22 protein-coding genes are annotated in these 25,124 nt (G+C 73.4%); 14 read left to right on the forward strand and 8 right to left on the reverse strand.

Annotated elements, in window-relative coordinates; genetic code table 11:
- Positions 1-135 precede the first annotated feature (135 nt).
- The 8 genes from ACH436_RS12795 (at position 136) to ACH436_RS12830 (ending at position 11,502) form a co-directional block, all read left to right on the forward strand.
- Positions 136-1,266 (forward strand): LacI family DNA-binding transcriptional regulator, encoded by a 1,131-nt coding sequence (locus tag ACH436_RS12795; protein ID WP_430560573.1) that lies wholly within the window; start codon positions 136-138, stop codon positions 1,264-1,266.
- A gap of 160 nt (positions 1,267-1,426) precedes the next feature.
- The gene (locus ACH436_RS12800) at positions 1,427-3,088 is read left to right on the forward strand and encodes an ABC transporter substrate-binding protein (protein ID WP_430560574.1); all 1,662 of its coding nucleotides are present in this window, start codon (positions 1,427-1,429) and stop codon (positions 3,086-3,088) included.
- A 120-nt stretch (positions 3,089-3,208) separates the two neighbouring features.
- Positions 3,209-4,189, forward strand: a complete 981-nt coding sequence (locus ACH436_RS12805) for an ABC transporter permease (protein WP_430561018.1) — start codon at positions 3,209-3,211, stop codon at positions 4,187-4,189.
- 5 nt (positions 4,190-4,194) lie between these two features.
- Complete coding sequence (locus ACH436_RS12810) at positions 4,195-5,166, forward strand: ABC transporter permease (RefSeq protein WP_430560575.1); 972 nt, start codon at positions 4,195-4,197, stop codon at positions 5,164-5,166.
- A complete protein-coding gene (locus ACH436_RS12815; RefSeq protein ID WP_430560576.1) occupies positions 5,163-6,836 on the forward strand; it encodes an ABC transporter ATP-binding protein in 1,674 nt (557 codons plus the stop codon). The genes ACH436_RS12810 and ACH436_RS12815 overlap by 4 nt, the downstream gene beginning before the upstream one ends.
- On the forward strand, positions 6,833-7,750 hold the full coding sequence (locus ACH436_RS12820; RefSeq protein WP_430560577.1) for an alpha/beta fold hydrolase: 918 nt from the start codon (positions 6,833-6,835) through the stop codon (positions 7,748-7,750). Before ACH436_RS12815 ends, ACH436_RS12820 begins: the two co-directional genes overlap by 4 nt.
- Before the next feature lie 72 nt (positions 7,751-7,822).
- Positions 7,823-8,998, forward strand: coding sequence for a glycoside hydrolase family 1 protein (locus ACH436_RS12825; protein WP_430560578.1), 1,176 nt, complete (start codon positions 7,823-7,825; stop codon positions 8,996-8,998).
- A gap of 218 nt (positions 8,999-9,216) precedes the next feature.
- The gene (locus tag ACH436_RS12830; protein ID WP_430560579.1) at positions 9,217-11,502 is read left to right on the forward strand and encodes a glycoside hydrolase family 3 N-terminal domain-containing protein; all 2,286 of its coding nucleotides are present in this window, start codon (positions 9,217-9,219) and stop codon (positions 11,500-11,502) included.
- A 94-nt stretch (positions 11,503-11,596) separates the two neighbouring features.
- Here ACH436_RS12830 and ACH436_RS12835 read toward each other — a convergent pair whose 3' ends face one another.
- Entirely contained in the window at positions 11,597-12,343 is a 747-nt protein-coding gene (locus ACH436_RS12835) for an SAM-dependent methyltransferase (protein WP_430560580.1), read from the reverse strand.
- Positions 12,344-12,583: 240 nt separating this feature from the next.
- Here ACH436_RS12835 and ACH436_RS12840 point away from each other — a divergent pair, with 240 nt between their 5' ends.
- The 3 genes from ACH436_RS12840 to ACH436_RS12850 all read left to right on the forward strand — a co-directional run bounded on the left by ACH436_RS12840 (position 12,584) and on the right by ACH436_RS12850 (position 16,210).
- Positions 12,584-12,925, forward strand: a complete 342-nt coding sequence (locus ACH436_RS12840) for a metal-sensitive transcriptional regulator (RefSeq protein WP_430560581.1) — start codon at positions 12,584-12,586, stop codon at positions 12,923-12,925.
- A gap of 43 nt (positions 12,926-12,968) precedes the next feature.
- Complete coding sequence (locus ACH436_RS12845; protein WP_430560582.1) at positions 12,969-13,349, forward strand: heavy-metal-associated domain-containing protein; 381 nt, start codon at positions 12,969-12,971, stop codon at positions 13,347-13,349.
- 200 nt (positions 13,350-13,549) lie between these two features.
- Positions 13,550-16,210: a heavy metal translocating P-type ATPase gene (locus ACH436_RS12850; RefSeq protein WP_430560583.1), complete on the forward strand. Its 2,661-nt coding sequence runs from the start codon at positions 13,550-13,552 to the stop codon at positions 16,208-16,210.
- 90 nt (positions 16,211-16,300) lie between these two features.
- On the opposite strand, the gene ACH436_RS12855 is transcribed toward ACH436_RS12850, so the two are convergent.
- Genes ACH436_RS12855 through ACH436_RS12870 form a run of 4 tightly spaced genes read right to left on the reverse strand, consistent with a single transcriptional unit; the run spans position 16,301 to position 18,978 of the window.
- Positions 16,301-17,089, reverse strand: a complete 789-nt coding sequence (locus tag ACH436_RS12855; protein WP_430560584.1) for an ABC transporter permease — start codon at positions 17,087-17,089, stop codon at positions 16,301-16,303.
- The gene (locus tag ACH436_RS12860; RefSeq protein ID WP_430560585.1) at positions 17,086-18,018 is read right to left on the reverse strand and encodes an ABC transporter ATP-binding protein; all 933 of its coding nucleotides are present in this window, start codon (positions 18,016-18,018) and stop codon (positions 17,086-17,088) included. Before ACH436_RS12860 ends, ACH436_RS12855 begins: the two co-directional genes overlap by 4 nt.
- The gene (locus ACH436_RS12865) at positions 18,015-18,317 is read right to left on the reverse strand and encodes a transcriptional regulator (protein ID WP_430560586.1); all 303 of its coding nucleotides are present in this window, start codon (positions 18,315-18,317) and stop codon (positions 18,015-18,017) included. The genes ACH436_RS12860 and ACH436_RS12865 overlap by 4 nt, the downstream gene beginning before the upstream one ends.
- Positions 18,310-18,978 carry a hypothetical protein gene (locus ACH436_RS12870; RefSeq protein WP_430560587.1) on the reverse strand — a complete coding sequence of 223 codons (669 nt, stop codon included), beginning with the start codon at positions 18,976-18,978 and terminating at the stop codon, positions 18,310-18,312. Before ACH436_RS12870 ends, ACH436_RS12865 begins: the two co-directional genes overlap by 8 nt.
- A gap of 140 nt (positions 18,979-19,118) precedes the next feature.
- Between ACH436_RS12870 and ACH436_RS12875 the strand changes: the two genes are divergently transcribed.
- From ACH436_RS12875 to ACH436_RS12885, 3 genes are read left to right on the forward strand one after another with little or no spacing between them, the layout of a single operon-like run.
- Positions 19,119-20,063, forward strand: coding sequence for an SPFH domain-containing protein (locus tag ACH436_RS12875; protein ID WP_430560588.1), 945 nt, complete (start codon positions 19,119-19,121; stop codon positions 20,061-20,063).
- Entirely contained in the window at positions 20,060-20,347 is a 288-nt protein-coding gene (locus ACH436_RS12880) for a hypothetical protein (protein WP_430560589.1), read from the forward strand. Before ACH436_RS12875 ends, ACH436_RS12880 begins: the two co-directional genes overlap by 4 nt.
- Positions 20,348-20,401: 54 nt before the next feature.
- Positions 20,402-21,244, forward strand: a complete 843-nt coding sequence (locus tag ACH436_RS12885; protein WP_430560590.1) for a CPBP family intramembrane glutamic endopeptidase — start codon at positions 20,402-20,404, stop codon at positions 21,242-21,244.
- A 25-nt stretch (positions 21,245-21,269) separates the two neighbouring features.
- Here ACH436_RS12885 and ACH436_RS12890 read toward each other — a convergent pair whose 3' ends face one another.
- The 3 genes from ACH436_RS12890 to ACH436_RS12900 are packed head-to-tail and all read right to left on the reverse strand — an operon-like array spanning position 21,270 to position 25,119.
- The gene (locus tag ACH436_RS12890) at positions 21,270-22,994 is read right to left on the reverse strand and encodes a dipeptide ABC transporter ATP-binding protein (protein ID WP_430560591.1); all 1,725 of its coding nucleotides are present in this window, start codon (positions 22,992-22,994) and stop codon (positions 21,270-21,272) included.
- Positions 22,991-24,076 (reverse strand): ABC transporter permease, encoded by a 1,086-nt coding sequence (locus tag ACH436_RS12895; RefSeq protein ID WP_430560592.1) that lies wholly within the window; start codon positions 24,074-24,076, stop codon positions 22,991-22,993. The genes ACH436_RS12890 and ACH436_RS12895 overlap by 4 nt, the downstream gene beginning before the upstream one ends.
- Entirely contained in the window at positions 24,076-25,119 is a 1,044-nt protein-coding gene (locus ACH436_RS12900) for an ABC transporter permease (protein WP_430560593.1), read from the reverse strand. The genes ACH436_RS12895 and ACH436_RS12900 overlap by 1 nt, the downstream gene beginning before the upstream one ends.
- Between the last annotated feature and the right edge of the window lie 5 nt (positions 25,120-25,124).

Here is a 25,124-nt window from a genome sequence, read left to right on the forward strand (position 1 = left end):
CGCACCGGCCGTGCTCGACGCGGCCGTCGCGCTCGGGCGAGCCTGGCCGGCCACGATGCAGAGATGTATGCGCGTTCACTATCGTGGGACCGCTCGCACGGCCGTGCGGGCGAGGGATGCGGTCAAGGAGTTCCGGTGGCGAAGGCCCCCACGGTGTACGACGTCGCGCAGCGCGCGGGGGTCTCGATCGCGACGGTCTCGCGGGTGCTGCGCCGCCCCGACGACGTCCGCGAGCGCACGCGCACGGTGGTGCACGAGGCGATCCGCGAGCTGGGCTACGTCCCGTCCGGCGCGGCCCGCGGGCTGGCGGCGCGATCGACGGGCGTGCTGGGCCTGTGCTTCCCCGACGTCGACGGCATCGACGAGGTCGCAGACCTGCCCGACCCGGTGCGGGTGGGCGAGGCGGTCGAGGTGGTGCGCGACGTCGGCGGCCCCGTGACGGCGCGCTGGAGCAACCTGTACCTCGGCGAGGTGATGCGCGGCGCCGAGCTCGAGGCGTGGCGCACCGGGCACGCGGTGATGATCGGCGTCGCGCGCGGGCTGCGGCGGGCGCAGGCGGTCAACGAGCTCGCCGGCCGCGTGGACGGCCTGGCGGTGCTGTCGAAGTCGGTGCCCGACGACCTCCTGGCGCACATCGCCCGCCGCGTCCCCGTCGTCGTCATGGCGGGCCCGCCGCAGGACGACGCGTACGACCACATCTCGGTGGACAACCGCGCGGGCACCCGCGCCCTGGTGGACCACCTCGTCGCCGACCACGGCCTGCGCGACCTCGCGTTCGTGGGCGGGCCGGCCGACTCGCCCGACGCGCACGAGCGTTTCCAGGGCTTCCGCGACGCCCTCGCCGCCGCGGGGCTCACCGTGCCCGACGAGCCGGCCGCGCGCAGCGACTTCACGCGGGCGGGCGCCCGCGACCTCGCCCGCCGGATGCTCCAGGCGCACGTGACCGGACGCGGCACGGGGGCCACGGGTCACGCGCTCCCCCGCGCCCTCGTCTGCTCGAACGACCAGACGGCGCTCGGCTTCCTCGACGTGCTCACCGAGGCCGGGGTCGACGTGCCGGGAGACGTCGTCCTCACCGGGTTCGACGGCATCGACGCCACGCAGGCCTCCATGCCCCGCCTCACGACGGTGAGCCAGCCGATGGTGGAGCTGGGGCGAGCGGCCGTGGAGCTGCTGCGCTCGCGCCTCGCCGACCCGTCGGCACCGGCGGCCACGGTGAACCTTCCCGTGCGCGTGCTGCTGCGCGAGAGCTGCGGCTGCTCGTGACCCCGCCGCCCGGGAGCACCTCGCACCGCACCCCGGGCCGTTGGCCACACGGTTTGCCGCGCCGAAATGTATGCGCATACACTCGCCGGGACGTCGCACGCCGACCCCGGTGTGCGCGGGCCCTCACAGGAGAGGCCTCGACGAAGAGGAGTGGATGTCCATGACGCGCACAGCGCGCTCGGCGCGGCGCCTGGCCGCCATCACGGCCGCCGTCGCGGTGCTGGCCACGGCGGCCTGCTCGGCACCGGTGCAGAACAAGGGGGACGACGGCGCCGCCGGTGGCGCGACGTCGATGCTCATCGCGGCCGACAACGGCTCGCCGACGTTCGACCGGAACTTCAACCCGTACTCGTCCGGCAAGCGCAACACGACGACGTACCTCTACGAGCCGCTGGTCATCATCAACGAGATGAGCGGCGAGGAGACCCCCTGGCTCGCCACGGGGTACGAGCAGCCCGACGCCAAGACCGTCGTCTTCACCATGCGTGACGGCGTGACCTGGTCGGACGGGGAGCCCCTCACCGCCGAGGACGTCAAGTACTCCTTCGACCTCGTCAAGAAGCACCCCGAGATGGACCTCAAGGGCGCGTGGTCGCACCTGAAGTCCGTCGAGGTGGACGGGACCACCGTCGTCATGCACCTGCAGACCGAGGACGTCCCGGCCGCGAAGATCCTCGCCCAGCAGCTCATCGTGCCCGAGCACATCTGGAAGGACGTCGACGACCCGGTCACCTGGACCAACGAGGAGCCCGTCGGGTCCGGCCCGTACACGCTCGGCGAGTTCACGCCGAACCAGTACACGCTGAAGAAGAACCCCACGTACTGGCAGGCGGACAAGGTGGCCGTCGAGGAGCTCGTGCAGCCCGCCGCCAACTCCGAGCTGGACATCGTCAACAACGGCTACGACTGGGCCTACGCGTTCATGAGCGACGTCGAGGACACCTGGGTCAAGGCCGACCCCGAGAACAACACCTACTGGTTCCCGGCGGGCGCGGCGATCTCGCTCATCCCGAACATGACGAAGGCGCCGTACGACGACGTCGACTTCCGCAAGGGCATCGCGCTGGCGCTGGACAAGCAGGTCATCGCCGACAAGGCCGAGCAGGGCTACGTCGACCGGGCCAGCCAGACCGGCCTCATGCTGCCCAACCAGGAGAAGATCCTCGACCCGTCGATCCCCAACCAGGGTTACGTCGACCAGGACACCGACGCGGCGCTCGCCTCGTTCGAGAAGGCCGGCTACACGAAGCAGGGCGACAAGCTCGTCGACTCGTCCGGCAAGCCGCTGAAGATCACGATCACCACCCCGAACGGCTGGTCCGACTGGCTGCAGGGCGTCGAGCAGGTCAAGAACCAGCTCACCGCGATCGGCATCGACGTCACCGTCGTGCAGCCGCAGGCCGCGGCCTACCAGAAGGAGCTCCGCACGGGCGACTTCGACATGATCATGGGCACCGTCGGCGGCACCGGCCAGCCGTTCCAGGACTACAACGGGCTCATGGGCTCGGAGTTCCTGCTGCCCGTCGGCAAGACCGCCGCCGGCAACTTCGGCCGCTTCGAGTCCGCCGAGGCGGACGACCTGCTCGCCGAGCTCAAGGTCACGACCGACGAGGCGAAGCAGCTCGAGATCACGCACCAGCTGGAGCAGATCACCTACGACCAGCTGCCGATGATCGCCCTGTTCTACGGCGGCTCGTGGGGCCTGTTCTCGAACAAGAACTTCACCGGCTGGCCCAGCGCGGACGACCCCTACGCCTCCCCGAAGACCTGGGACTCCACGCCGCTGCTGATCCTCACGCACCTCAAGCCCGCCCAGGGCTGACCCCTCGCGGGTTTCGCTCGGCACTTCCGCGCTACGTCGGCACCTCCAGATGCCGAACAAGCGCGGAAGTGCCGAACGAAACCCGTGACCGACCGATCGACCACCGACCCGGAGGCTCCGTTGCGCTACGCGCTCCGCAAGCTCGGCCTGCTGGTCCTGACGCTGTGGGCGGCGGTGACGCTGAACTTCGTCATCCCGCGCCTCATGCCCGGCTCGCCCGCTGACGCGGCCATCGCCAAGCTCGCACAGAACGGCCCCGTGACGCCGTCGGTGCAGGCGGCGATCGAGGCCCAGCTCGGCGTGCCCGGCGGCAGCATCTGGGACCAGTACGTCACGTACCTGAACAACGTCATCCACCTCGACTTCGGGGTGTCCTACACCTTCTTCCCGCAGCAGGTCTCCGAGCTCGTCGCGGGCGCCCTGCCCTGGACGCTGATCATGGTCGGCGCCGTCACGATCATCGCGTTCGTGCTCGGCACGCTGATCGGCATCGGCGCCGCCTGGAAGCGCGGCACCTGGATGGACTCCCTGCCCACCGTGGCCGGCAGCTTCCTCTCCGCGTTCCCCTACTTCTGGACCGCGCTGCTCATCGTCTTCTTCCTCGGCTACGTGCTCGGCTGGTTCCCCACCTCGGGCGCGTACTCGGCCACCGCGGTGCCGAACCTGTCGTGGGAGTTCCTCGGCGACGTGCTGTACCACGCGGCCCTGCCCGCGATCACGATCCTCATCACGTCGCTCGGCGGCTGGATCCTCGGCATGCGCAACACGATGATCAACACCCTCGGGGACGACTACGTGACGTTCGCCGAGGCCAACGGCCTGCGCGGCCGCACGGTCGCGATCCGCTACGCCGCCCGCAACGCGATCCTGCCGAACCTCACCGGCTTCGGCATGGCGCTCGGCGGCGTCGTCGGCGGCTCCCTGCTCGTGGAGCAGGTGTTCGCGTACCCCGGCGTCGGCTACCTGCTGTTCAACGCCGTCACCAACCAGGACTTCCCGCTGATGCAGGCCCTCTTCCTCATGATCACGGTGAGCGTGCTGCTCGCGAACTTCCTGGTGGAGATCCTCTACGGCGTCCTCGACCCCCGAACGAGGCGGTGACCCCGATGGCTGCTGACCCGACCACCACGACCACCGCGACGATCCCCGACCCCGAGGGCCCGGCCCCCGAGGCCGCCCGGGGGCCGAGGCGCCCCGCCCGCACCCGCCTCGGCCGCACGGGCCAGGTGCTCGGCCGCGCGTTCGCCACCGTGTGGGCCAACCCGAAGGCCCGCGTGGGGCTCGTCATCCTGGGCGTGTTCGTCCTCATGGCGGTCTTCGCGCCGCTGCTCGCCCCGTACTCCCCGCACGACGACTCGTTCGGGCGCAACGAGCCCGGCAGCGCCGCGCACTGGCTCGGCACCACCGGCGCCGGCGAGGACGTGCTGTCCCAGGTGATCTACGGCGCGCGCGTCTCCCTGCTCGTCGGCTTCGTCGCCGGCGGCCTGTCGACCGTCGTCGCCGTCGTCATCGGCCTGTCGTGGGGCTACCTGCGCGGCTGGGGCAACGACGTCGTCAACTTCCTCGTCAACCTGTTCCTCGTGATGCCGGGCCTGCCGCTGATGATCATCATCGCGGCGTACCTGCAGAACGGCGGGCTGCCGATGATCATCCTGGTCGTCGTCATCACCGGCTGGGCATGGGGCGCCCGCGTGCTGCGCTCGCAGACGCAGTCCCTGCGCTCGCGCGACTTCGTGACGGCGGCGATCTTCTCCGGCGAGAGCTCGGCGCGCGTCGTCTTCCGCGAGATCCTGCCGAACATGACCTCGATGATCGCGGGGTCGTTCTTCGGGGCGGCGACGTCGGCCGTGCTCGCCGAGTCGGGGCTGTCGTTCCTCGGCCTGGGCGACATGGCCACCGTGTCCTGGGGCTCGATGATCTTCTGGGCCCAGAACTCGATGGCGATCCTCACCGGCCAGTGGATCCTGCTGTTCGCCCCGGGTCTGTGCATCGCGCTGCTGGCGACCTCCATGACCCTCGTGAACTTCGGCGTCGACGGGTTGAGCAACCCGCGCCTGCGGGAAGGGACCGGCCGATGAGCCTGCTCGAGATCCAGGACCTGTCCGTCGTCTACGAGCCCCGCGGGGCCGTCCCGACGCACGCCGTCAAGAACGCGAACCTCACCCTCGAGCAGGGCGAGTTCGTGGGCCTGGTCGGCGAGTCCGGCTCCGGCAAGTCGACGCTCGGCTTCGCCGTGACCCGGCTCGCGAAGGCGCCGGCGCGCATCTCCGGCGGACGCATCGTGTTCGACGGCACCGACATCGCGCACCTGGACGCCGAGGAGCTGCGCTCCCAGCGCCGCGGCGGGTTCGCCATGGTGCTCCAGTCGGGCATGAACGCGCTCAACCCGGTGCGCACGATCGCGCACCACTTCGGCGACATCTTCGCCGCGCACGGGCACGTGCCGAAGGCGAGGCGGCGCCAGCGCGCCGTCGAGCTGCTCGACAAGGTGCAGCTGCCGTCCACGGTGCTCGACCGCTACCCCGGGGAGCTGTCCGGCGGCATGCGCCAGCGCGTGTCCATCGCGCTCGCCCTGTCGCTCGAGCCGCGCCTCATGGTGTTCGACGAGCCGACGACGGCGCTCGACGTGCTGGTGCAGCACGCCGTCATGGACACCATCCGCGAGCTGCAGGCCGCGGAGGGCTTCACCGCCGTGCTCATCTCGCACGACCTGGGCGTGGTGCTGGAGTCCGCGGAGCGCGTCGTCGTCATGCACGACGGCGAGATCGTCGAGGACGGCGCGTCGCGGCAGATCTTCTCCGCGCCGGCGCACCCGTACACGCAGATGCTGCTGAGCCACTACGCCGACCCGCGCGCCGAGGTCGTCGAGCTGCCGGGCTTCGAGCGCAAGGCGCCGCACGACGGCGCCGCGGGCGACGGCGGCGAGGCGCGGGCCGCGGCCCACGACGCGATCGTCGTCGACCACGTGTCGAAGGTGTACCCCGCGCCGCGGCGCGGCGAGAAGCCGGTGACGGCCGTCGACGACGTGTCGTTCCGGCTCGAGCCGGGCGCCGCGATGGCGCTGGTCGGCCAGTCGGGTTCCGGCAAGTCGACCATCGCCAAGATGGTCACCGGGGTGGAGCGGCCGACGTCGGGCACCGTGACGTTCGGCGACCTGCGGGTCGACCGGCTCCGGCGGCGGAAGCTCAAGACGCTGCACGCCGACGTCCAGATGGTGTTCCAGGACCCGTACTCGGCGCTCAACCCGCTGCACACCGTGGAGTACACGCTCACCCGGCCGGTGGAGAACTTCACCGGGCTCACGGGCGAGGCCGCGCGCGGGCGCGTCCTGGAGCTGCTGGAGACCGTCGGCCTCACGCCCGTCGAGCAGTACGCGGCCAAGCTGCCGCACCAGCTCTCGGGCGGGCAGCGCCAGCGCGTCGTCATCGCGCGCGCCCTGGCGTCGAACCCGCAGGTGCTCATCGCCGACGAGCCCGTCTCGATGCTCGACGTGTCGCTGCGCGCCGGCGTGCTCAGCCTGCTGGAGGACCTGCGCGCCGACCTCGGCGTCTCCCTGCTGTACATCACGCACGACCTGCTCTCGGCCCGCGTCGTGACCGACCAGATCATGGTGCTGCACCACGGCAAGGTGGTGGAGTCCGGCGGCACCGCGCAGGTGCTGCGCTTCCCGGAGGACGCATACACGACCCAGCTGCTGGACGCGATCCCGCAGCCCGCGCGGCGGTTCGCCGACGGGGCGGCGTCGTGAGCGCGGCCCCGCAGGTGCGCCCCGGGGCGCCGTTCTCCGTGCTGCCGCTGCCCGACGGCGTCGAGCCGCTGGTGCTCGACGTCCCGGTGGGCCCGCTCACCGCGCTGCGGTCGGTCGTGCCGGACGGCGTGCCGCGCCGCGCGGCGGCCCTGCTCGTGCCCGGGTTCACCGGGTCGCGGGAGGACCACCGGCTGCTGCTGCCGCTGCTGGCGGAGCGCGGCATCGAGGCGTGGACGTACTCCCAGCGCGGGCAGGCCGACTCGGTCGCGCCGCGCGGGACGGGCGCCTACCGCCGCGACGACTTCACGGGCGACGCCCTCGACGTCGCCGCGCTCGTGACGGCGACGGCCGGGATCACGCCCGGGAGCCTGCACCTGCTGGGCCACAGCTTCGGCGGCACGGTCGCGGCGGCCACCGCCGTGCGCGACACCACGCCGTTCGCCAGCCTCACGATGCTCTGCTCGGGCCCGCACGGCTGGCCGGGACGCAAGGACGCCGAGCGCGACCGGCTGCTCGCCGCCGCCGGGCTCGTCGACCTGTGGACCCTCGACAACCCGGCGCTCGCGCGGCGACTGGCCGAGGACCCGCAGGCGTCGGCCGACCTCGACGACGACACACGCTTCCACCGCGACCGCTCGGCCGCGACCAGCACCGACAACCTGCTGGGCGCGATCGACGTCCTCGCCGACGTCCACGACGTCACGCCCCACCTGGCCGCCACCGGCCTCCCGGCACTGGTCGCGCACGGCGTGGACGACGCCGCCTGGCCGCAGCCGTGGCAGCGCGCCATGGCCGAGCGGCTCGGCGCCCGCTACGCCGTGATCGACGACGCGGGCCACCTCCCCAACATCGAGAACCCCGCCGCGACGGCGGACCTCCTGGCCGACTTCTGGTCGACCGCCGGCGGGCGCTGACCGCCCGTACGGCCACGGCGGCGCCAGTGCGCCGCGCCCCTGCACCCCGCACCACAACGTAAGGACCATCCCGTGCTGCACTTCCCCGAGGGCTTCCGCTGGGGCGCCGCCACCGCGGCGCACCAGATCGAGGGCAACAACGTCTCCAGCGACTGGTGGGTGCGCGAGCACGCCGCCGGCACCTCGATCGTCGAGCCCAGCGGCGACGCCGCGGACAGCTACCACCGCTACCGCGAGGACATGACCCTCCTGCGCGACGCCGGCCTGGACACCTACCGCTTCTCGATCGAGTGGGCGCGGATCGAGCCCGAGGAGGGCTTCGTCTCCCGCGCCGAGATCGCGCACTACCGCCGCATGGTGGAGACGTGCCTCGAGCTCGGCATCACGCCGATGGTCACGCTCATGCACTTCACCGTGCCGCGCTGGTTCTACGACGAGGGCATGTGGCGCTCCCCGAAGGCGGCGGACCGCTTCGCCCGCTTCACCGAGCTGGCCCTGCCGATCCTCGGCGACGACGTCGACTACGTCTGCACCATCAACGAGCCCAACATCGCCGCGATGATCGCCGGCGGCGAGGACCCGGCCAACCTGGTCGCCTACGGCCTGCCCGAGCCCGACCTGCAGGTCGCGGACACGCTGCTCGAGTGCCACACCCGCTCGCGCGAGATCCTCGCCGGCGTGGGGGGCATAAACTCCGGCTGGACCGTGGCGACGCAGGACTTCCAGCCCGAGCCGGGCTGCGAGGACGTGGCGCACGAGTACGGCTACCGGCGCGACGACTGGTACCTCGAGGCCGCGCGCGGCGACGACTGGGTGGGCGTCCAGGCCTACACCCGCACGATCATCGGCCCCGACGGCCCCCGCCAGGTGCCGGACGGCGTCGAGACCACCCTCACCGGCTGGGAGTTCTACCCCCTCGCGCTGGAGCACGGCGTCCGCGCCGCGTGGGAGAAGACCGAGGGCGTGCCCGTGTTCGTCACGGAGAACGGCATGGCGACGCAGGACGACGCCCGTCGCATCGACTACACCGAGGGTGCGCTGGCCGGCCTGCACGCGGCGATCCAGGACGGCGTCGACGTGCGCGGCTACCTGCACTGGAGCCTGCTGGACAACTACGAGTGGGCCTCCGGCTTCCGCCCCACCTTCGGCCTGGTCGGGTGGGACACCGAGACCTTCGAGCGCCGGCCCAAGCCGTCGCTGGGCTGGCTCGGCTCCGTCGCGCAGGCGAACGGCCTCACCGTCCGCTGACCCCGCCGAGGTAGTTCGAGTGGCCGCGAGGTAGTTCAAAAACCGCCGAGGTAGTTCGTCATCGGGCGAGGTAGTGGACTACCTCGCGCGGCCTCGAACTACCTCGGCGATTTTTGAACTACCTCGCGAAATCCTGAACTACCTCGCGAAATCTCGAACTACCTCGCGGAGAGCTGAACTACCTCGGCGCAACCCATCCCGACGGGAGACCCTGAGCCATGACCGACCTGCCTTACCGCGACCCGTCCCTGTCCCCGGCCGAGCGGGTCGAGGACCTGCTGCGCCGCATGACGCTGCCCGAGAAGGTGGGGCAGATGCTGCAGCTCAACGCGATGGACGACCTCACGGAGATCGTCGTCGAGCGGCTGGCGGGGTCGATCCTGCACGCGTCGCCGCAGCGCGTCGTCGAGGCGATCGAGCTGGCCCGCGGCACACGGCTGGGCATCCCCCTGCTGGTGGCGGACGACGCCATCCACGGGCACGGCTTCTTCCCCGGTGCGACGGTCTTCCCCAGCCAGCTGGGGATGGCGGCCACCTGGGACCTCGACCTGGTGGAGCGGGCGGCGCGCGCGACGGCGGTCGAGGCCGCCGCGACCGGCCTGCACTGGACGTTCTCCCCCGTGCTGTGCGCGACGCGCGACCTGCGCTGGGGCCGCGTGAACGAGACGTTCGGCGAGGACCCGTTCCTCATCGGCGAGATGGGCGCCGCGATGGTGCGCGGCTACCAGGGCGACGGGCTGACCGACCCCACCGCCGTGCTCGCCACCGCGAAGCACTTCGCCGGCTACTCCGAGACGCAGGGCGGCCGCGACGCCACCGAGGCCGACCTCACGCCGCGCAAGCTGCGCTCGTGGTTCCTGTCCCCGTTCGAGCGGGTGGTGCGCGAGGGCGTGCGCACCGTGATGATCGGCTACCAGGCCATCGACGGCGTCCCCATCACCACGAGCCGCTGGCTGCTGCAGGGCGTGCTCAAGGACGAGTGGGGCTTCGACGGCACCCTCGTGACCGACTGGGACAACGTGGGCCGCATGGTGTGGGAGCAGTTCGTGAGCCCGGACCACGCGGCCGCGTCGGCCGCCGCCGTGGCCGCCGGGAACGACGTGATCATGGCGACGCCGCGGTTCTTCGAGGGCGCGCAGGAGGCCGTCGCGGACGGGCGCATCGACGAGGCGCGGCTCGACGACGCGGTGCGGCGCATCCTGCGCCTCAAGGTGGACCTCGGGCTGTTCGAGGACCCGCGCGCGCCGGTCGCCGCGCGCATCGAGGCCGTCGTGGGTTCCGCCGAGCACCGCGACCTCGCCCTCGGCGTCGCGCGCGGGTCTCTCGTGCTGCTGGAGAACGACGGCACGCTGCCGCTCGCGGGCGGCCTCGTGGCGGACGACGACGGGCGCGCCGTGGCCCCGAGCGGTGCTGCGCCGCTGCGCGTCGCCGTCGTCGGGCCCAACGCCGACGACCCGCACGCGCAGCTCGGCGACTGGGCCGGCGCCTCGGGGCAGGTGAGCTGGATCCGCGACGGCCACCCGCGCGAGCTCACCGAGACGGTGCTGGACGGGCTGCGCGCCGTCGCACCGGCGTCGTGGGAGGTCACGCACGCCCGCGGGGCGGACATCGTCGAGCTGGGCCCCGACCCGGACGGCACGCACTTCCCCGACGGCCAGCCGCGGCCGCCGGCGGCGCTGCCCGCGCCGTCCGACCCGGCGCTGCTCGCCGAGGCGGAGGACGTGGCCCGCGCCGCGGACGTCGTCGTCGCCGTGCTCGGCGACGAGGTCGCGCTGGCCGGCGAGGGAAAGTCCACCGCGACGCTGGAGCTGCAGGGCGGGCAGGTGGAGCTGCTGGAGCGGCTGGTCGCCACGGGCACGCCGGTCGTCGTCGTGCTGGTCGCCTCCAAGCCGCTCGTGCTGCCCGACGCCGCGCGCCGCGCCGCCGCCCTGGTGCACGCCGCCAACCCCGGCATGCGCGGCGGCCGGGCCGTGGCCGAGCTGCTGCTGGGCCTGGTCGAGCCGACCGGCCGCCTGCCGATCTCCTACGCCCTGCACGCCGGGCAGCAGCCGGTGTTCTACCACCAGGTGCGCGGCCAGCACGGCACGCGGTACGCCGACCTCACGCAGCGGCCGCCGTACGTCTTCGGCGAGGGCCGGTCGTACACGACCGTCGAGTACTCCGCCCTGGAGCTGGACGCCGCCGACGTCGCGGCCGACGGCGTGGTGCGCGGCCGCGTCACGGTCGCCAACACCGGGCGGCGTCCCGCGGTCGAGACCGTGCAGGTCTACGTGAGCGACCGCGTCACCTCGGTGACGTGGGCCGACCGCGAGCTCGCGACCTTCCGGCGCGTGCCGCTCGCGCCCGGCGAGAGCGTCGTCGTCGAGGTCGAGGTGCCCGCGGCGAGCTGCACGATCGTGGACGCCGCCGGCCGCCGCGTCGTCGAGCCGGGCGAGTTCGAGCTGCTGGTGGGCCCGAGCTCCCGGCGCGAGGACCTGCTGGTCGCGCCCTTCCGGATCTCCTGACCACCCGCCGCCCCGTGCTGGCGCCGGAGGTCGGGCGGCGGAGCGACGGGCGGCGGACAGGACCTCTCCTGCCCGCCGCCCGTCGGTGCGCCGGCTAGCGCGCGATCAGCGCGAACACGCCCCACCCGTAGTGGGCGCGCGTGCAGGCCGCGTACTGCTGCGGCTCGGTCGCCAGCAGGCGGCGGACCTCGTCGTGCAGCTCGTCGTCGGGGTGGGCGTCCGCCCAGCGGCGCATGCTCAGCCACTGCGGCGCCATGTACCGGTCCCACGACTCCTCGGTCGCGCAGACCATCTCCACGACGTCGTAGCCCTGGTCGTCGAACGACCCCAGCAGCCCGGGCAGGGTCAGGTAGTCGTCGACGGACTGCGCCCCGCACCCGGCCAGGATCTCCGGGGTGGCCGGGACGGTGCGCCAGTACGGCTCCCCGACCAGCAGGATGCCGCCGGGCGCGAGGCTCCGGCGCAGGAGGTCGAGGGTGCCGGGCACCCCTCCGCCGATCCAGGTCGCGCCCACGCAGGCCGCGACGTCCACGGGCTCGTCGACGACGTAGCCGGAGGCGTCCGCCTCGACGAACCGCACGGCGTCGCTCACACCGAGCTCGTCGGCGCGGGCCCGGGCGTGCGCGACGAAGTCCGGGTTGAGGTCCACGCCCAGCCCGGTGACCTGGTGGTCGCGTGCCCAGGTGGACAGCAGCTCCCCCGACCCGCACGCGAGGTCGAGGACGCTCGTCCCGGCCGGGAGGTCGAGCGAGGCGCCGAGGTCGGCGAGCTGTCGCTCGGTCAGGGGGTTGTGGATGCGGTGGCGGGACTCACGGATGGAAAAGATTCGAAGATCGAACACGGTGGTGCTCCTTGCACGGGTTCCGACGGGTGTGCGCGTGGGAGCGGGCGGGCCGCTCGCTGGGCACCAGGACCGTCATCCGGCATCGAACCTTTCTCAGTCTCCCGCTCGACGGCGCGAGGGGGCGGCTCCGTGCGAGCCACCGGTGACCCTACGGACGGCGCGGGCGGGACGCCAGGGCATTGTTCGTCCGCCCGGCCACCCGTTGCCACTGTTACCCCCTAGGGGTATTCTGGCGTCATGACCGAGACGACCGCCCCCGCCGACGTCCTCGGCGGCACCGCGCACCAGCACGACGGCCCGCACGGCTACGCCTCCGACAAGGAGGCCTACCTCAAGCGCATGCGCCGCATCGAGGGCCAGGTGCGCGGCATCGCGCGCATGATCGACGAGGACGTCTACTGCATCGACATCCTCACCCAGGTGTCCGCCGTCACCAAGGCCCTCCAGGCCGTGTCCATCGGCCTCGTCGAGGACCACCTGGGCCACTGCGTCGTCGACGCCGCCCGCGCCTCCGAGGCCGAGGGCGCCGCGAAGGTCAAGGAGGCCGCCGACGCCATCGGGCGGCTCGTCCGTTCCTGACCTGCCCGTCCCTCCGACCCACCCCTCCATCGAAGGAGCACCGATGAGCACCGTCACCACCCTGGGCGTCACCGGCATGACCTGTGCCAACTGCGTGGCCCACGTGACGAACGACCTCTCCGCCGTGCCCGGCGTCGTGGACGTCTCCGTCGAGCTGCACGCCGGCGGCACGTCCGACGTCGCCGTCTTCTCCGACTCCCCGCTCGACGAAGCCGCGCTGCGCGAGGCCGTCGACGAGGCCGGCTACGAGGTCGAGTCCGTCGCCGTCCAGACCGACGCCCTCGCCGCCCAGCAGGCCGCGCAGGCGCCCGCCCGCCAGGAGGCGCACAACTGCGCCTGCGGCTGCGGCACCGGCGAGGCCTCCGCCACCGGGAACGCCCCGGCGCAGAAGACCTACGACCTCGCCGTGCCCCCGCGCGCCTGAGTCCCCCGCTCCCCCGGAGCCACCTCCCGCGGACCGCCTGCCGAACCGTCGCGCCGCCCGACCGCTCGCCCGAACCGAGCCGCAGCGACCCAGGCCCTCCGCGCCGCGCCGTCGTCGACCCGACCGGCGCCCCCACCGCGACCCCGCCGCCCCGGGCCGTCGCGGGTGACCTCCACCCAGCACCTCAGGGAGTCACCCTCATGAGCACCCCCACGTCCTCGCCGGTCGACCCGGCGGGCCCCGCCGCCGGCCCTCCGATCCTGGAGATCGACCTCGCCATCGAGGGCATGACCTGCGCGTCGTGCGTGGCCCGCGTCGAGAAGCGGCTCAACCGCGTCGACGGCGTCACCGCCACCGTGAACCTGCCCCTCGAGAGCGCGCACGTCGCGCTCACCGCGCCCGTCGACGACGCCGCGCTGGTCGAGGCCGTCGAAAAGGCCGGCTACGGCGCCCGCATCACCGCGCGCCGCGACCTCGTCCCGTCGGACCGCCGGCCCGGGGCCGCCCCGCCGTCCGACGCCCCGCCTTCTGGCGCCGCACCGTCCGAGCCGTCCGAGCCGTCCGCGCCGTCCGGGGCGAGCCCCGCCGGGGCGCACGACGCCGCCGACACGTCGGCGCCGAGCGACGCGCGCGGCAGGGACCTGCGCCGCCGGCTCGTGGTGTCCGCCGTGCTCACCGTGCCGGTGGTGGCGTTGTCGATGATCCCCGCGCTGCAGTTCACGGGGTGGCAGTGGGTGGTCGCGGCCGCCGCGCTGCCGGTCGTGACGTGGGGCGCGTGGCCGTTCCACACCGCGGCGGCACGGGCGGCCCGGCACGGCGCGTCCACGATGGACACGCTGGTCTCGCTCGGCGTGATCGCCGCGACCCTGTGGTCGCTGTGGGCGCTCACGCTGGGCGGCACGGGCGAGCTCGGCATGCGGATGCGGCCGTCGCTGATCCCGTCGGAGGCGGGCGGCGTGCCCGAGCTGTACTTCGAGGTCGCGGCCGTCGTCACGACGTTCCTGCTCGCCGGCCGGTACGCCGAGCACCGCTCCCGTCGCCGCGCCGGGGACGCCCTGCGCTCCCTGCTGGAGCTGGGTGCCAAGGACGCCGAGCGCGTGCGGCTCGCCGCGGACGGCACGCCGCTGACCGGGCCGGACGGCGGCCGCGTCACCGAGCGCGTGCCCGTCGCGGACCTGGTTGTGGGCGACGTGTTCGTGGTGCGGCCGGGCGAGAAGGTCGCCACCGACGGCGAGGTGGTCGAGGGCGCGAGCGCCGTCGACACGTCGCTGCTCACCGGTGAGCCGGTGCCGGTCGACGTCGGCCCGGGCGACGCCGTCACCGGCGCGACCGTCAACTCCTCCAGGCACCTGCTGGTCCGGGCCACGCGCGTGGGCGAGGAGACGACGCTCGCGCAGATCGGGCGGCTCGTGTCGCAGGCGCAGACCGGGAAGGCGCCCGTCGCCCGGCTCGCCGACCGCATCTCCGCCGTCTTCGTGCCGGTCGTCATCGGGCTGTCCGTGCTCACCCTGGCGGGCTGGCTCGTGGCCGGCGCCGACGTCCAGTTCGCCTTCACCGCCGCCGTCGCGGTGCTGATCATCGCCTGCCCGTGCGCCCTCGGGCTCGCCACGCCCACCGCCCTGCTGGTGGGCACCGGACGGGGCGCCCAGCTCGGCATCCTCATCAAGGGGCCGGAGATCCTGGAGTCCACCCGCCGCGTCGACACCGTCGTGCTCGACAAGACCGGCACCGTCACCGAGGGCCGTATGCAGGTGGAGCGCGTCCTCGTCCCCGAGCTGTCAGGACGAGCGCAGGGTATGCCGGGCGCTGAGCCTGACACCGTGCGGGAGCGGGAGGTGCTGGCTTACGCCGGCGCCGTCGAGGCGCTCAGCGAGCACCCCATCGCGCACGCCGTCGCGGCCGCCGCCGCGGAGTTGTCAGACGCTGAGCCCACCGGAGTGCGACCTGCTTCTGACACCTCGGCCGGGGGCACGCGGTTGTCAGACGCACAGACTGCTCCGGTGGGCTCAGCGTCTGACACCTCGGCCGGGACGGGGGCGGACGGCGTCGGCATCGGCGCGCTGCAGGCGTTCGACTTCCGCGCGACGCCGGGTGGCGGCGTCGAGGCGGTCGTGCGGCGCGCGCACTCCGGGCTCGCGGGCCTGGCGGCCGACGGCGGGCTGAACGCCCGGCGGGTGCTCGTCGGGCAGCCGTCGTGGCTGGCCGGGCAGGGCGTCGCGTTCGACGGCGACCTCGCCGCCGCCTTCGCCGACGCCGAGGCGACCGGCGCGAGCGCCGTCGTCGTCGCCTGGGACGGCGCCGCCCGCGGCGTCGTCATGCTGCGCGACCCGGTCAAGGCGACGTCCGCCGAGGCCGTGCGCGAGCTGCGCGACCTGGGCCTGCGGCCGGTGCTGCTCACCGGCGACGGCGAGGGCGCGGCCCGCGTCGCCGCCCGCGAGGTCGGCATCGCGGAGGAGGACGTCATCTCCCGCGTGCTGCCGCAGGACAAGGCCGCCGTCGTGGCGCGGCTGCGTTCCGAGGGCCGGGTGGTGGCGATGGTCGGCGACGGCGTGAACGACGCCGCCGCCCTCGCCACCGCGGACCTCGGGCTCGCGATGGGTACGGGCACGGACGTCGCGATCGAGGCGAGCGACATCACGCTGGTGCGCGGCGACCTGCGCTCCGCGCCCGCCGCCGTCCGCCTCTCGCGCGGCACGCTGCGGGTCATCAAGCAGAACCTGTTCTGGGCGTTCGCCTACAACGTGGCGGCCATCCCGCTCGCCGCGGCGGGCCTGCTCAACCCGATGATCGCCGGGGCGGCCATGGCCGCGTCGTCCGTCATCGTCGTCGGCAACTCCCTGCGCCTGCGCCGCGCCGGCTGACCCGGCACCGCGACGTGTTGTGAGCGCGATTTCGGGGACTATTCGGTCGCGAATAGTCCCCGAGATCGCGCTCACAACACACGGGCGGGGTCAGCGGAAGCGGCGACCCTCGTCGCGGCGGTAGGCGCCGACGGCGAGGACGGCGAACAGCGCCGTCCAACCGAGCAGCACCACCCACGCCAGCCCGTAGGCCGGCTCGCCGGTGAGCGCCTGCACCAGCAGGTCACGGCCGGCGCGGGTCGGCGTGAACTGCGAGATCGCGTCCAGCCACGGCGGGAACGCCTGCGGCGGCAGGAACAGGCCGCCCGCGAACGCCAGCGGGAACAGCACGACCTGCACGACCGGCAGCGCCGCCTTGGCCGACAGCGAGTACCCCACGGCCATGCCGAGCAGCACGAACGGCACGGAGACGAGCAGGATCGTGCCCACGCCGGCGAGCAGCTGCCCGGGCGTCACCGTCGCGGCGGTGAACAGCCAGCCGATGAGGATGAGCGGCACCAGCCCGAACAGCGCGAAGATCGCGCCGTTGCCGACCCGCGCGACCATGCGCGGGCCGGGGCCGGCCGGCAGCGAGCGCAGGAACGGGTCGAACGGGAGCTGCCGGTCCTCGGCCACGCCCAGCCCGTAGGTGAACAGGCTCGCCGAGCAGACGGCGAACAGGCCGAGGCTGGCCACCGACATCGTGGCCCACAGCGGGTTCTGCGCGACGTCGCGCTGCGGCACGACGAAGAAGAACATCGCCAGCGCGGGGAACAGCATGTTGCCCAGCACCGCGATGGGCACGCGCACCGTCTCGAGGAACTGGTAGCGCAGGTGCAGCCAGGTCAGCGCCAGCGGCCCAGGGGCAGCCGCCGGTCGGGCAGGGGTCGTCGCGCTCATCGTGCCGCCTCCGTCACCATCTCCTCGAACGCCTCCTCGAGGCTCGCGCCCCGGATGCGGAGGTCGTGGAAGTCCACGTCGGCGCGCACCAGGGAGCGCACCAGCGCGTCGGCGTCCGCCGTGTAGAGCTCCTGGCTGCCGTCGTCGAGCCGTTCGGCCCGCACGACGCCGGGCCACGCGGCCAGGTCGGCCGTCGCGCGGAGCGTCACCCGGCGCAGGCCCACACGCCGCAGGACGGCGTCGAGCGCGTCGTCGGCCCGCACCACGCCGCGGTCGATGACGACGACGCGCTGCGCCAGCGCCTGCACCTCCTCCAGGTAGTGGCTCGTCAGCAGCACCGTGCCGCCGCCCGCGTGGTAGGCGCGGATCGCGTCCCACAGGGCCTGGCGGGCGCCGACGTCGAGACCGGTGGTGGGCTCGTCGAGCAGGACGACGCGCGGGCGGCCGACGAGCGACAGCGCGACGGCGAGCCGGCGCTTCTGCCCGCCGGACAGCGCCCCCGTCTGCCGGCGCGCCAGGTCGGTGAGCCCGAACTGGTCGAGCAGCTCGCCGGTGGGCACCGGGTCGGCGAAGTGCCCGCCGACGAAGTCGACCACCTCACGCACCCGCAGGGTGGCGGGCAGCCCCGTCTCCTGCGGCGTGATGCCGAGACCGGCGCGGCTGGCGGCGTCGCGCGAGTCGCCGCCGAGCAGCCGCACGGTGCCCGCGTCGGGGCGGCGCTGGCCGCTGACCAGCGACAGCAGCGTGGACTTGCCGGCCCCGTTGGGCCCGAGCAGGCCCACGAGCTCGCCAGGGCCGACGTCGAGGGACACGTCGTCGAGCGCGACGACGTCGCCGAACCTCCGCGTCACGCCCCGGACGGCGACGGCAGCGCCGGGGCCGGTCTCCGGGAGGGCGGGCGCGCGCTCCGGCGGGTGGGTGCGGGTCATGATCCGGCTCCTCTCAGCAGGCCGGTGAGGGCCTCTTGGTAGTCCTCGAACGCCCGGCGCCCCTGCTGGGTGAGGGCGAGGTACGTCGCGGGCGTGCGCCCCTCGTGGGTCTTGGTGACGCGGACGTAGCCCGCGTCCTCGAGCTTGCGCAGGTGGGTGGACAGGTTGCCCGCGGTCATGTCGAGCAGCTTCTGCAGCTTGGGGAAGCTCAGCTCGTCGCCGGGGTCGAGGGCCGCGAGCGTCGCCACGACGCGCAGCCGGGCGGGTGCGTGGATGACCGGGTCGAGCGCGTCAGCCACGGCCCGCCCCCGCCTCCGCGCCGCGCCGTGCACGCACGACCCGCAGGTGCTCGACGCCGGCCATCACGAGGAAGCCGCCCCCACCCGCGAGCGCCATCACGAGGTAGGTGACGGGCAGCCCGGCGAAGGTCGCGGCCGCCGCGACGAGCAGGATCCAGGCACCGAGCACGAACAGGCTGCGGTCCCCGAACGCCGCGGCGCCGCCGAGATAGAGGAGGCCCACGACGACGCACGCGCCGCCGTTGCTGGCGAGCGCCATGACCTCGTCGTCGGCACCGGCCCGGGCGAGACCGCCGAGGAAGACGCTCAGGGTGAGGAATCCGAGCATCCACGACCAGCCGTACATCGCGCCCGTGCGCGCCGAGACGCCGCGGGTGCCCGCCGTCCGGCCGATCGTGTGGACCATCGTGAAGACGACGGCGGCGGTGATGGCGGCGGCGAACACCCAGAACGCCCAGGCCTCCGGTTCACCACGGCCGCGGGCGCTCGTCCACAGCACGAGGTAGCCGGCGAGCCAGGCGACGCCCCACGCCCCGTAGAGGGCGCGACCGTCGGGCTCCAGGGCGGCACGCGCGCGATCCTGCTGCTCGCGGATGAGGCGCAGCGACTCGGCGGCGGGCAGCCCGGCCTCGTCGCCCGGGCGGTCAGGGGTGGCGGTCATCCATACCTCACAGAGTGCTTTGCGCTGCAAACCTGTTTGCCAAGCATCGCAGTATCCACCCCCTCGCACAAGGCCCTATTAATGTGATATCACTTTGCTATCGCATCGCCGGACCACCCGGCCCGAGCACAGGAGCTGCCATGCCCGAGAGCACCACCCCCGTCCAGGACTCCGTGGGCGGGGCGCCCACCGGACGGCCCGTCGGTCACGACGGCACCCGCGTCGACGTCGAGGAGCGCTCCGCCTGGTCCCTCGGCGCCGGGGGCGCGCTCGTCGCCGTGCTCCTGATCCTCGTACTGGGCGGCGCCGGCGTCGCCGCTCTGGCCAGCGGCACCGCACTGGTCGTGCTCGGCGTCCTCGCGCTCCTCGTGGCCGTCCTGCTGCTCACCGGCATCGGCGTCATCAGCCCGGGCCAGACCCTCGTCGTGCAGCTCTTCGGCCGCTACCTCGGCACGATCCGCCGCACCGGCCTGGTGCTCACCGTGCCGCTGACCACCCGCCGCCGCGTCTCCGTGCGCGTGCGCAACTTCGAGACCAGCGAGCTCAAGGTCAACGACGCCGACGGCAACCCGATCAACATCGCCGCGATCGTCGTCTGGCAGGTGGCCGACACGGCCAAGGCGAGCTTCGCGGTCGAGGACTACGACGACTTCGTCTCCGTGCAGGCCGAGTCGGCGCTGCGGCACGTCGCGATGTCCCACCCGTACGACGGCGGTGACGGCGTCGAGTCGCTGCGCGGCGCCACGGAGCTGGTGTCCGCGGAGATCGCGACGGAGGTCGCGGCCCGCGTCGCCGTCGCCGGCGTCGAGGTGGTCGAGGCCCGCATCTCCAACCTGGCCTACGCCCCGGAGATCGCCCAGGCGATGCTGCAGCGCCAGCAGGCGGGCGCGATCATCGCCGCACGGTCGCGCATCGTCGAGGGTGCCGTGTCGATGGTCGAGGACGCGCTGCACCGCCTCGAGTCGGACGGCGTGGTCACGCTCGACGACGAGCGCCGCGCCACGATGGTGTCCAACCTGCTGGTGGTGCTGTGCGGCGAGAGCCGCGCCACCCCGGTCGTCAACGCGGGATCGCTGTACCAGTGACGCCCGCCGCCCCTGCACCAGGGGACGACGAGCCCGGGGACGACGCGCCGTCGTCCCCGGGCTCGGGGCGTCCTGCCCGCCCTGCCCGGCCCACGCGCAAGCAGGTGCTGCTGCGCCTCGACCCCGCCATCCACGACGCCGTCGCCCGGTGGGCCGCCGACGACCTGCGCAGCGTCAACGCCCAGATCGACCTGCTGCTGCGCCGGGCGCTCAAGGACGCCGGCCGGCTGCCCCGCGACGCGCCGCCCGCCCGGCGCCCGGGCCGCCCCGCGCGCGACGACTGACGACCTGACCGCCGTCTGGGAGCCGCGACCGGGCGGCCGCCCTACCCTGGGCCCGTGACCGTCGAGCCGTCCCCCACGCTGCTCTCCCCCGTCGCGCCCGCCACCACGCCCGGCGCGCGACGGCGCACCACCGCCGAGATCTGGATCGTGCTCGGCCTCAGCCTGGGGCAGAGCGGCGTGTACGCGCTGGTCAACATCGTCGCGCGACTCACGGCCGACACGCCCCTCGCCGAGCAGTCGGCGACCCTCAACGCCAGCCGGTCCGACCGCTCGCTGCTCGACCTCACCTACCAGCTGCTGGGGGTCGCCTTCGCGCTCGTCCCGGTCGCGCTGGCGCTGTACCTGCTCAGCGGGCGGGCGGGCACGACGTGGCGGGCCACGCGTCGCCGGATCGGCCTCGACTGGGGCCTCGAGGACGCACGGCCCGGCCGCGACGTCGCGTGGGGGTTCGCCCTGGCCGCCGCCATCGGCATCCCTGGGCTGGCGTTCTACCTGCTGGGGCGCGCCCTCGGGATCACCGTGTCCGTGCAGGCCAGCGCCCTGAACGAGCACTGGTGGACGGTGCCGGTGCTGGTCGTCGCCGCCCTGCAGAACGGGCTGCTCGAGGAGGTCGTGGCCGTCGCGTACCTGCACGAGCGCACGCGCGACCTCGGCTGGTCACGGGTGTGGTTCGTGGTGTGGAGCTCGTTGCTGCGCGGCTCGTACCACCTGTACCAGGGCATCGGGCCGTTCTTCGGCAACGTCGTGATGGGCGTGGTCTTCTCGTGGTTCTACACCAGCCGGTGGGGTCGCCAGCGGGTGGTGCCGCTCGTCGTCGCGCACACCCTGCTCGACGTCGTCGCGTTCGTCGGCTACGCGCTCCTGCCGCAGGAGTGGAAGGACGCGCTCGGCCTCTGAGCGGGGCCGAGCGCGTCCCTGCGGGTCAGCCCGCCGACGCCCGAAGGGCGTGCAGGCCCTCCCGGTGCGCGGCCTGCGCCTCCGGGTCGGGCAGCGGCAGCGAGGCCAGCAGCTGCTTGGTGTAGTCCTCGCGCGGGCCGCCCAGCACCTGCTCGCCCGTGCCCTCCTCCACCAGCTGCCCGCGGTAGAGCACCGCGATGCGGTCGGCGAGGAGGTCCACGACCGCGAGGTCGTGCGACACGAAGAGGCAGGCGAAGCCCAGCTCCTTCTGCAGCTCGGCGAAGAGCTCCAGCACGCGCGCCTGCACCGACACGTCGAGGGCCGACGTCGGCTCGTCCGCGATCAGCAGCTCCGGGTCGAGAGCCAGCCCGCGCGCCAGGGACGCGCGCTGCCGCTGCCCGCCGGACAGCTCGTGCGGGAACCGGTCGCCGTAGCTGCGGGGCAGCTGGACCGCCTCGAGCAGCTCGTCGACGCGGCCGCGCGCGGCCTCCGCCGTGCGGGCCCGCCCGTGCACCACCAGCGGCTCGGCGACGCACTCGGCGATCGTGAGCAGCGGGTTGAACGACGTGGCCGGGTCCTGGAACACGAACCCCAGCCGTGGGCGCATCGCCTTGAGGTCGCGACCCCTGGCGCCGCGCATCTCGGTGCCGAGCACGCGCAGCGACCCGCCGCTGACGGGCGTGAGGCCGGCGATGGCGCGGGCGATCGTCGTCTTGCCCGACCCCGACTCCCCCACCAGGCCCAGCACCTCGCCCGGCCGGATCGCGAGGTCCACGCCGTCGACCGCCGTGAACGCCGGCTGCCGAAAGCGGCCCGGGTAGGTGATCGTGAGGCCGTCGGCCCGCACCACCGGTTCCGCCTCCACCCAGCCCTCGGGCCGGGCCGCCCTGCGCTCGACGGCGCGGACGGTGCCCTCCCCGACGCGCGGGACGGCCTTGAGCAGCGCCCTCGTGTAGTCGGCCTGCGGGTCCGCGAACAGGTCGCGCACCGGCGCCTGCTCCACGACCTTGCCCTGGTACATCACGGCGACGCGGTCGGCCAGGTCGGCCACCACGCCCATGTTGTGCGTGATGAGCACGATGGCGGTGCCCGTCTCGTCGCGCAGCCGCCGGAGCAGGTCGAGGATCTCCGCCTGGACGGTGACGTCCAGGGCGGTCGTCGGCTCGTCCGCGACGATGAGGCTGGGCCCCAGCACCAGCGCCATCGCGATGACGATGCGCTGCTTCTGCCCGCCCGAGAACTGGTGCGGGTAGTGGTCCACGCGATGCTCCGGGTCGGGGATGCCGACCGTGCCGAGCACCTCGATCGCGCGGCGCCGCGCCTCCTTCTTCGACACCTCGCCGTGCGCCCGGATGCCCTCCGCGATCTGCCACCCCACCGTGTACACGGGGTTGAGCACGCTGGACGGCTCCTGGAACACCATCGCCACGTCGCGGCCGCGCACCTGCCGCAGCTTCGCCGCGGAGACGTTCACGACGTCCGTCGTCGCGCCGTCGCGCCCCGTGAGGACGACGGCGCCGCTGGTGGTGGCCGTCTCGGGCAGCAGGCCCAGGATGGTCTTGGCGGTGACGGTCTTGCCCGAGCCGGACTCGCCGACGACGGCGAGCACCTCCCCCGGCCGGACCTCGAGGCTCACGCCGTCGACCGCCCGCACGGGGCCGGCGTCGGTGGCGAACGAGACCGCGAGGTCGGTGATCCTCGCGACGGCGCCGTGCGTCGCGACGGTGCCGTTCGTTGCGGCGGCGCTCATGCGTCGCCTCCCTTCGGGTTCTCGCCCTGCTCAGCGGAGGCGGGGTTCGTCGGGTCCGAGGCGTCCGCCTCGACCGACGTCGCCGCGACCGCGCCCGCCACCTGTCCCGACCGTGCGCGCGAGCGCAGGCGCGGGTCCGCCAGGTCGTTCAGCGACTCGCCCATGAGCGTCATGCCCATGGCGGCGAGCACGATGGCGAGGCCCGGGAACAGCGCCGTCCACCAGATGCCGGAGGTGACGTCGGCGAGGGAGCGCTGCAGGTCGTAGCCCCACTCCGCGGCCGCCGTCGGCTCGATGCCGAAGCCCAGGAAGCCGAGCCCCGCCAGCGTGAGGATCGCCTCCGACGCGTTGAGCGTGACGATGAGCGGCAGCGTGCGGGTGGAGTTGCGCAGCACGTGGCGCGTCATGATGCGCCAGTGCCCCGTGCCGAGCACGCGCGCCGAGTCGACGAACGCCTCCGCCTTGATGCGCACCACCTCGGCGCGCACCACCCGGAAGTACTGCGGCACGAACACCACCGTGATCGACAGCGCGGCGGCGAGGATGCCGCCCCACATGCTCGACTGCCCGCCCGAGATGACGATCGCGAGCAGGATCGCGAGGAGCAGGGACGGGAACGCGTAGATCGCGTCCGCGATCACCACGAGCACCCGGTCGAGCCAGCCGCCGAAGTACCCGGAGACCAGGCCGAGCAGCACCCCGACGACGATCGACGAGGCCACCGCCACCAGCACCACCAGCAGCGCCGTGCGGGCGCCCCACACGACGCGGGACAGCACGTCGTAGCCGCCCACCGTGGTGCCGAACCAGTGCTCCGCGGACGGCGGCTGCTGGGCGCCGAACGCGCCGTCGAGGTCGCGCAGCTGCGACCAGCCGTACGGCGCGAGCAGCGGCGCGAGCACCGCGACCAGCACGAACAGGGCCGTGAGGACGAGGCCCGCGATGAGCATGCCCCGCTGGAGCCCGACGCTCTGGCGCACCTGGTGCACCACGGGCAGCTTCCTGAACCAGGCCCCGCGTCCGTCGACGTGCTCGGGGGCCGCGCCGGCCGTGCCGACGCTCGTGATCTCTCCGCTGGTCATCAGTACCTCACCCTCGGGTCGATCAGGGCGGCGAGGACGTCCACGAGGAAGTTCGTCACCGCCACGACCACGGCCATCAGCACGACGATCCCCTGGACGGCGACGAAGTCGCGCGCCTGCAGGTACTCCGACAGCTGGAAGCCGAGGCCGCGCCACTCGAACGTGGTCTCGGTGAGCACGGCGCCCACCAGCAGCATCGCGACCTGCATGCCGGCCACGGTGATGATCGGGATGAGGGCCGGACGCCACGCGTGCTTGCGCACGAGCCGGCTCTCCTTGACGCCGCGCGAGCGGGCGGCGTCGACGTACCCGGTGCCCAGCGTGCCGATCATGTTGGTGCGCACGAGCCGCAGGAACACGCCGGCCGTGAGCAGGCCGAGGGCGACGGCGGGCAGCACGGCGTGGGAGAGCACGTCGAGCACGACCTCGGGGTCACCGGTCTTGAACGCGTCGACCAGCATGAAGCCGGAGTCCGCCCCGGCGAGCTGCATCGCGATCTCCCCGTCCGTGGACACCCGGCCGGCCACCGGGAACCAGCCCAGCCAGACGGAGAACACGAGCTTGAGGATGAGGCCGGCGAAGAACACCGGCGTCGCGTACGCGAGGATCGCGAGGATGCGCAGCACCGCGTCGGGCAGGCGGTCGCGGAAGTAGCCGCTGACCATGCCGAACGGCACGCCCAGCACCAGCGCCACGAGGATCGCGTAGAAGGCGAGCTCCAGGGTCGCGGTGCCGTACGTGGTGAGGACCTCGGTCACGGGCCGGTTGTCGCTGATCGTGGTGCCGAAGTCGCCGGAGAAGATGCCGGTGAGGTACTCCCAGTACTGGACCACGATGGGGCGGTCGTAACCGGCCGCGTGGATCAGCTCGGCGAGCTGGTCGGGCGGCAGCTTGCCGCCGAGTGCGGCGGTGATGGGGTCACCGGTCGCGCGCATGAGCACGAAGACGGTGGTGACCAGGATGAACACGGTGGGGATGATGAGCAGGAAGCGCACCAGGATGTAGCGTCCCAGTGCGCTTCCTGCCGTACTACGTGAGGCCACGGGAA

The sequence above is a fragment of the Isoptericola sp. NPDC019693 genome, assembly GCF_044389085.1.
Taxonomy (GTDB): Bacteria; Actinomycetota; Actinomycetes; order Actinomycetales; family Cellulomonadaceae; genus Isoptericola.